Source organism: Flavobacterium sp. (assembly GCF_046153165.1).
GTDB lineage: Bacteria > Bacteroidota > Bacteroidia > Flavobacteriales > Flavobacteriaceae > Flavobacterium.
Map to the genome: position 1 here is coordinate 1 of NZ_JBJXEN010000072.1, position 7,740 is coordinate 7,740.

Consider the following 7,740-nt stretch of genomic DNA (forward strand, 5'->3'; position numbering starts at 1 on the left):
AATAATATAAACTATTATGAGCAAAAGAGATGAACTTATCGCTGTTTACGCAGCAGACTTAAAAGAAAAATGTGGACATACTGCCGATATGGCTTTGTTAACAAAAGTAACTGTTGGTTGTGGACCATCTATTTACAATAAAGATGCTGCAACAGTAGCAGGAAGTCAACAATCTGAACTAGACACAGTAAAAAATAATTTCTTAATTAAAAAATTAGGGCTAAAAGATGGTCCAGATTTAGATAAAGGAATTGAAGCTGTTATGGAAAAATATGGTAAATCTAATAAGAATAAATATAGAGCAGTAGTATATTATTTACTAGCTATTCATTTCAAAAAAGAAGGCATTTACAACAAATAGTAAATAGTTTTATAAAAAAATACAGAGCGTTTCAGAAATGAAGCGCTTTTTTATTGGAACAACTTCTAAACTTTGTACCTTTGCACTTTAAGAAAAAATAGAATAAAATGATTGAAATAGGAAAATACAATACGCTAACCATACTCCGTGAGACCAAGGTTGGATTATATTTAGGTTTGCCCGAAATAAACAAAGATCCAAGTAAAGATATATTATTACCTATTAAATATATACCAAACGAATTCGAAATTGGAGAAGAACTTATTGTTTTTGTATATTTAGATCATGAAGAACGCCCTGTAGCAACAACTCTAGAACCTTATATACTGTTGAATGAGTTTGCTCTTTTACGTGTAAATTATGTAAACCAAGTAGGTGCCTTTATGGACTGGGGAATGGAAAAAGACATTCTAGTTCCGTTTAAAGAGCAAGCTAGACCGATGGAAAAAGGAAAACGTTATTTAGTTTACCTTTATATGGACGAAAAAACAAACCGATTAGTAGCTTCAAGCAAAACTAATCAGTTTTTGAGTAATGATAATATTACAGTCGAAAATGGAGAAGAGGTTGATTTAATAGTCTCTCATATTACCGAAGTAGGTATTAATGTTATTATTAATGAAAAGCACAAAGGTCTATTGTACAAAAATGAAGTTTACGATGATTTGCGTACTGGGGATAGGATTGTAGGTTATATAAAAAATATTCGTCCTGATGGAAAAATAGATGTTTCTGCAACAAAATTAGGTTTCGAAAAAGTAGAACCAAGTGCGCAGGTTATTCTCGACGAACTCAAAGCTAGTCTTGGTTTTCTTCGTTTAAACGATGATTCTCATCCGGAAGATATAAAAACGGTTTTGAAAATGAGTAAAAAGACATTTAAAAAAGCAATTGGTACTTTGTATAAAGAAAAATTAATTGAAATTAAAGAAGACGGCATTTATTTAATATATACTTTGTAATTTATATTATAAAAAAAAAACGTTCAGATTTTCTGAACATTTTTTTTATAAAAAATCTAATTATTATATAGAATTCTAATTGTTTAGCATTACAGGCATAACTAACATAGTTACTGTTTCTCCTTCATCAAGACCATCAATAGGAGTAAGGATTCCAGCTCTGTTTGGCATAGACATTTCTAACATAATCATATCAGATTGTAAGTTTCCTAACATTTCTAATAGAAAACGTGAATTGAAACCTATTTGCATATCATCACCTTGATAATCACAAGTTAAACGTTCTTCAGCTTTGTTTGAATAATCTATATCTTCAGCAGAAATATTTAATTCTGTTCCAGCAATTTTAAGTCTAATTTGGTGTGTTGTTTTATTAGAGAAAATAGCCACACGACGTACAGAACTTAAAAATTGAGTTCTGTCAATCATTAATTTATTTGGATTTTCTTTTGGAATAACTGCTTCATAATTAGGGTATTTTCCGTCAATTAATCTACAAGTTAAAATATAATTATCAAAAGAGAAAGTAGCATTCGAATCATTATATTCGATAGTAACTTCTTCGTTTGAAGTTGCAAGAATTCCTTTCAAAATATTTAAAGGTTTTCTTGGCATAATAAAATCAGCAACTTGAGATGCTTTTACATCAGTACGAGCGTATTTTACTAATTTATGTGCATCAGTAGCAACAAAAATTAATCCTTCTGGAGAAAACTGAAAAAATACACCAGACATTACTGGACGTAAATCATCGTTTCCAGCTGCAAATATTGTTTTGCTTACTGCTGTCGATAATACTTCGGCAGGAACAATTGTTTTAGATGGTTCATCTAAGTTTACAGATTTTGGGAATTCTTCACCAGGAGCATAGGCTAGGGCATATTTTCCTGATTGTGAACTAATTTCGATAGTATTATTTTCTTCAACTGTAAATGTCAGTGGTTGTTCTGGGAATGTTTTTAGTATTTCTAACAATAATTTTGCAGGTACAGCAACACTTCCTTCACTTTTAGAATCGATTGTAAGTGAGGCAGACATTGTAGTTTCTAAATCAGAAGCAGAAACTAACAATTCATTTTTCTTTAATTCAAATAAGAAATTATCTAAAATAGGCAACGTATTACTACTGTTAATAACGCTTCCTAAAACCTGTAATTGTTTTAATAAATATGAGCTTGATACTATAAACTTCATCATCGTTTTTTTAAATTCTTCTGTTCTGAATTTCCAGAACTTTATTATTTTTTACAAATATATCGTAAACTAATCAGTATTGAAAACATTTTTATCAACAACTAACGACCAAATTGTCTTTTTCTAAAATAAGTAATCACAATTCCAAAAAACAGTAATAATACCAATGGTAATCCGACAGTTAGCAATTGAGTATAGGTATAGTTTTCAGCTACTTTTTCTTTATCTAATAATGGTAAATCGACTTCTTTACTTCTAATGTTAATAAGTCCGTTATCGTCAAGTAAATAATTCACGCAATTCATTAAAAATTCCTTGTTGGCATACATTTTATTAGTCCATTTGTCAAAACCCAATTCTAAAGGTTGTCCTTTATCATCTAGTTGATTTCTAATAATGTCACCATCTGAAACTACAATCATTTTAGATGCTTTCCCTTTGGCCTTAAAACTTGGATCATTAAAAGCTAAAACTCTATTTTCAAATACGGAAGAAAAATTACCTTCTAACAAAACACTAACAGGAATACTTCCTGGCAGAAAGTCTTGTGGATTTGGTTTTTCGTTTACCATTTTCAAATCAACTTCAACAGGAGTTCCTACTTTTTTAGAATAAATAGAAGATTGTAATAAGATTGTTTTCTTGATTCCGTTTTTCAGCGTATCAATGGCATTGGCAAAATCTAGTTTTACACCATCAATATTGTTTACAATTGGGTGTTTACTTTCAGGAAAAATATATGGCGCAAAATACCAAGGATATTTCTCATATTGCGTTTGGTTTCCTTTGTTTCCAGAAGCTAACGAAATGGGCGCACATTGAATATCTTTTACTAATATTGGATTTATTCTGAATCCGTATTTAAAAAACATATCATTTAAACCCAAATCGAAAGGGAAAGCAAAGCTAGTTCCTATTTTATTTAGATTTTCCATATCGATATTTACGGTTTCTACCAACCATAATGTTTTGCCTCCATTGATGATAAACTGGTCTAAAACTTGTTTTTCTTCGTCTGAAAAAGCAGATTTTGGTTTGGCAATAATAGCTAAATCGAAGGTTTTTAATGCTTTTGCAAATAGCACTGGGTTTTTAGAAACCGAATCTAAAGGAAAAGGCGCAATAAAATAATTTTCACGAACCGATTGTAAGAAGTCGGCTTTAAAAATATCTGGCAATTCATTTTTTCCTTTTATAACAGCAATTTTCTTTTGTTTTTTAGTTGTTATTTTATGAAAACCATCAGCAAAAGCATATTCTAAATGTTGTACGGAACTGACTACTTTTTGTTCGGTCGTTGCTCCTAATTTGTTTTTTAATAAAGAAATCTTAGTGCTTTTGTCTTTATAGGTTGCAATTGCCCAAGGAAAAACCATTTCTTTCGATTGTTTTCCTTTGTCATCAACAGTGATATTTATAGGATTTAGTCCTCGTTGTACAAAGGATTCCATGATGGCATCAGCTTCTTCAGGATTTTCTAAAGGGTTTACAAATTGGTAAATAATGTTAGGATTATAAGCCTTAAACTCATCTAGAATTTGTTTGGTTTCGTTTTGTAAACGTTTAAATTCGGGCGGAAAATTACCTTCTAAAAAAACATCAATATATAATGGTTCTTTAGCGTTTTTTATAATATCTAACGAAGTTTTAGACAAAGTGTAACGTTTGTCATGCGTTAAATCGAAACGATGAAAAAATTGACTTCCTATTCCATTTATAACAAGAATAATAGCAATAGTAAGTAATAATATCTTAATTTTCTTTTTCTTAACTGGTATCATCACGATTTGTATGATTTTAATTTATAAACGGTAAACGACAAAAATAGTATAGTTATACTCACAAAATAAATAATATCTCGAGTATCAATCACACCACGACTCATACTTTTGTAATGGTAATCCATTCCGAATGATTCAATTATTTCGCCAAAATTGCCAAATATCTTGTAGTTTGCAATGCCTTGAAAGCCAAAATAAAAAACAAAACACAAAAATACCGAAATAATAAAAGCTACAATCTGATTGTCTGATAAAGTGGAAGTATAAATCCCAATAGAAGTATAAGTTGCCATAAGAAATAATAGGCCAAAATACGAACCTAACGTGCTTCCAAAATCTATATTTCCTTCAGGTAATCCCAAATCATAAATTACTTTGACATAAACTAAAGTTGGAATTATTGCAATTATTAATAATAAAAAAGCACCCAAAAATTTCCCATTTACAATTTCCCAAAGTGATAATGGTTTGGTTAGTAAAAGTTCCATAGTTCCTTGTTTTTTCTCGTCCGAAAAACTACGCATAGTAACTGCAGGAATTAGGAATAAAAGTATCCAAGGGGCAATGGTGAAAAAAGGAGTCATGTCTGCAAATCCTGAGTTTAAGATATTGTAATCACCATCAAAAACCCACAAAAATAATCCGGTGAGTAATAAAAAAATGGCAATAACTAAGTAACCTATAGGTGAACCAAAAAAGGAACGAAATTCTTTAAATAATATGGCTTTCATTTTCTGTTTTTATATTGTTTAATTAAGGTTTCAAGCTGTTAACCGTTCGGTTTTATTTTATTTCAATTTTATTAATTTTCGTTCCAATTGGTAAATCTTTTACTTGTTTGTAAATTTGCCCGCTTATTTCAAAATGAACTTCAAAATCTGTCAATTCAAAATTTTCTAGCAAATATTCTCCACCGAGAATTGGATACTTTTTGTAACCATATAGATTATTTTCAGTTAGTTCAATTCCACTTTTCTTTAGTTCTGCAACTAATTCAACTAAAAACCATTCTGCAACAATTTCTTTGTCTGTTAATTTAGTTTTTAATTCTTCTTTATTTTCAGCCACTTTGGCAATAATTCCTTCTCCTACATTTAGCCAATAACAAACCCCATTTTTATCTTCTAAAAATGCATCTCCAATACTTGAAATTAAAATTAGTTTTTTATCGTTTCCAATCAACCAGTTCCAACTTTCTAATAAAGTTTCTGAATTAATATTTGAAAAATCAATTTTCAAATCATCCCAAGTTATTTTCATATTTTTATTTTTGTTTTGTTCTTAATTTTAGCATTCCTACAAACCCATGGTTAAATCGCAAGCTAAACTAAAGAAACCAATTTTTTAACACTCCAAGCTTCTGGTTTGTCGTTAAATAATTTTTTTGTAAATGTCCAAACATCATAAAATAATTCTGAGTTTCGGTAATTTTCTAAATCCTGCTCGGTTTCCCAATAACTATAAGTAAAGAAAATACATTTGTTGTTTTTGTCTTGGTATAATTCTAAGAAACGATTTCCTTCAGCATTTCGTATTTTTTCTTTCATTAATTCGAAATTTTCTAGAAAAGCTGGAATGTTTTCTTCGTGAAAACTTAATTTTACTATTCTTACGAACATCTTTTTATTTTTTATAATTGAAATATGATTTAAACAGATTTTTTTAAATTCTAAAATCAACATTTACAACATCTCTATACTTCAATCCCAATAACGATTTAGCTGAACCAACGGTTTTCGGGTTGCTTTTATAAATGGCAATTTCAAGAAAACCAGCTTCGTTAAAAAGGGCTAATTTTTCTCCTTCGTAATCTCTCAGCGTATATTTTTCTGATACTTTAAAATCGGAATAATTAGTATGTATTTTCTTGATGGTTTTGGTTCCAAATTTAATCTCAAAATTGCGATTATTTCCAATTTCGGCAAACATTTTTTTCGAAATGTTGGTTACACAATTCCCAAAATGATCTACATAAACCACATAACCTTTTATACTACTAGAATCTGAAGCCACAACAGCTTGCAATTCGTTTACAATTTTTATAGATGAGATTTCTTTACCAATTACATTTAGAGAACCACCTTTTGCAAGATGACAAGCTACTTTTACAAAGACATCTATATCGGTCGAACCATCGGGCAAACGATTATGAATGTTTATTTCGACCATTTTTTGTGGTACAATTTTCTGAGTAAGAATACTCAAAATTCCATTATCGGCACAAACAAAAAAATGATCATTCCATTGTATTGCAATGTGTTTGTTTTCTGTAGTTCGTTCATTATCAATACCAATAAAATGCACTGTTCCTTTAGGAAAACTATTATAAGAAGAATTTATAATATAACTCGCTTCCGAAATATTAAACAAATCTACATGATGAGAAATATCAATGATTTGAACTTCAGGGTATTCCGAAATTAACTTGCCTTTTAGCGAACCAACAAAGTGGTCTTTCAAGCCAAAATCAGTAGTAAGCGTAATTATTGACATCTTTTTGTTTATAACTATTCTGTAATCGTCCCTCTAAATTTATTAAATTTGAGATATGCAAAGCTAACTTATTTTTTTAATTTAATCTTCCTGCTTTTGAACGAACGAATCATTGAATTACACGACATTGCTCCAAAAGAATTTTGGGGCACACAAGATGCTCATTTAGAAACAATTAAAAAGTATTATCCGAAGCGAAAAATAGTAGCGCGAGGAACAACACTTAAAGCCTTTGGCGAAAAAGATGAGCTAGACGAATTCGAAAAACGCTTCAACAGACTCATGGTTCACTTTACACGCTACAATACTATTGATAACAATGTTATTGATAGAGTGATTTTGAGCGATTCTCGAGAAGAACAAAAAATGGCAGACAGCGACAAGATTTTGGTTCACGGAATAGGAGGTAAGCTTATCAAAGCGATGACGCCAAACCAACAATTATTAGTGGATTGTATCAACAAAAACGATATGGTTTTTGCTGTAGGTCCTGCAGGTACTGGAAAGACCTATACTGGAGTTGCTATGGCTGTAAAAGCATTGAAAGAAAAACAAGTAAAACGTATTATTTTGACTCGTCCAGCGGTCGAAGCTGGTGAAAATCTTGGTTTTTTGCCAGGAGATATGAAGGAAAAACTAGACCCGTACATGCAACCATTATATGATGCATTGCGAGATATGTTGCCACCACAAACACTTGAGGATTATATTTTAAAAGGAATTATTCAAATAGCCCCATTAGCATTTATGCGTGGACGTACGTTAGATAATGCCTTTGTAATTCTCGACGAAGCTCAAAATACAACACATTCGCAAATGAAAATGTTTCTGACTCGTATGGGAAAAAATGCCAAGTTTATGATAACAGGCGATCCAGGTCAGGTAGATTTACCGCGAAGAACGATTTCGGGACTAAAAGAAGCGATCCTAGTGCTTAAAGATGTCGAAG

General features: G+C 30.7%; 9 protein-coding genes. 3 read left to right on the forward strand and 6 right to left on the reverse strand.

Annotated elements, in window-relative coordinates:
- The first annotated feature begins 16 nt into the window (after positions 1 to 16).
- Together ACKVOV_RS08370 and ACKVOV_RS08375 are read left to right on the forward strand one after the other, a co-directional pair.
- On the forward strand, positions 17 to 361 hold the full coding sequence (locus ACKVOV_RS08370; protein WP_409206308.1) for a DUF2853 family protein: 345 nt from the start codon (positions 17 to 19) through the stop codon (positions 359 to 361).
- 107 nt (positions 362 to 468) lie between these two features.
- Positions 469 to 1,323 (forward strand): S1 RNA-binding domain-containing protein, encoded by an 855-nt coding sequence (locus tag ACKVOV_RS08375; RefSeq protein ID WP_409206309.1) that lies wholly within the window; start codon positions 469 to 471, stop codon positions 1,321 to 1,323.
- Positions 1,324 to 1,398: 75 nt separating this feature from the next.
- On the opposite strand, the gene dnaN is transcribed toward ACKVOV_RS08375, so the two are convergent.
- The 6 genes from dnaN to ACKVOV_RS08405 all read right to left on the reverse strand — a co-directional run bounded on the left by dnaN (position 1,399) and on the right by ACKVOV_RS08405 (position 6,791).
- The gene (dnaN, locus tag ACKVOV_RS08380; RefSeq protein ID WP_409206310.1) at positions 1,399 to 2,517 is read right to left on the reverse strand and encodes a DNA polymerase III subunit beta; all 1,119 of its coding nucleotides are present in this window, start codon (positions 2,515 to 2,517) and stop codon (positions 1,399 to 1,401) included.
- Between the two features lie 101 nt (positions 2,518 to 2,618).
- Positions 2,619 to 4,298 carry a gliding motility-associated ABC transporter substrate-binding protein GldG gene (gene gldG, locus ACKVOV_RS08385; protein WP_409206311.1) on the reverse strand — a complete coding sequence of 560 codons (1,680 nt, stop codon included), beginning with the start codon at positions 4,296 to 4,298 and terminating at the stop codon, positions 2,619 to 2,621.
- A complete protein-coding gene (gene gldF / locus ACKVOV_RS08390) occupies positions 4,298 to 5,029 on the reverse strand; it encodes a gliding motility-associated ABC transporter permease subunit GldF (protein WP_348076564.1) in 732 nt (243 codons plus the stop codon). The genes gldG and gldF overlap by 1 nt, the downstream gene beginning before the upstream one ends.
- A 52-nt stretch (positions 5,030 to 5,081) precedes the next feature.
- Positions 5,082 to 5,558, reverse strand: a complete 477-nt coding sequence (locus ACKVOV_RS08395; RefSeq protein WP_409206312.1) for a T6SS immunity protein Tdi1 domain-containing protein — start codon at positions 5,556 to 5,558, stop codon at positions 5,082 to 5,084.
- 62 nt (positions 5,559 to 5,620) lie between these two features.
- Positions 5,621 to 5,917: a putative quinol monooxygenase gene (locus ACKVOV_RS08400; protein ID WP_409206313.1), complete on the reverse strand. Its 297-nt coding sequence runs from the start codon at positions 5,915 to 5,917 to the stop codon at positions 5,621 to 5,623.
- A gap of 43 nt (positions 5,918 to 5,960) precedes the next feature.
- Positions 5,961 to 6,791 (reverse strand): S-adenosyl-l-methionine hydroxide adenosyltransferase family protein, encoded by an 831-nt coding sequence (locus tag ACKVOV_RS08405; protein ID WP_409206314.1) that lies wholly within the window; start codon positions 6,789 to 6,791, stop codon positions 5,961 to 5,963.
- Positions 6,792 to 6,887: 96 nt separating this feature from the next.
- Between ACKVOV_RS08405 and ACKVOV_RS08410 the strand changes: the two genes are divergently transcribed.
- On the forward strand, positions 6,888 to 7,740 hold an 853-nt coding region (locus tag ACKVOV_RS08410; RefSeq protein ID WP_409206315.1), incomplete at its 3' end, for a PhoH family protein.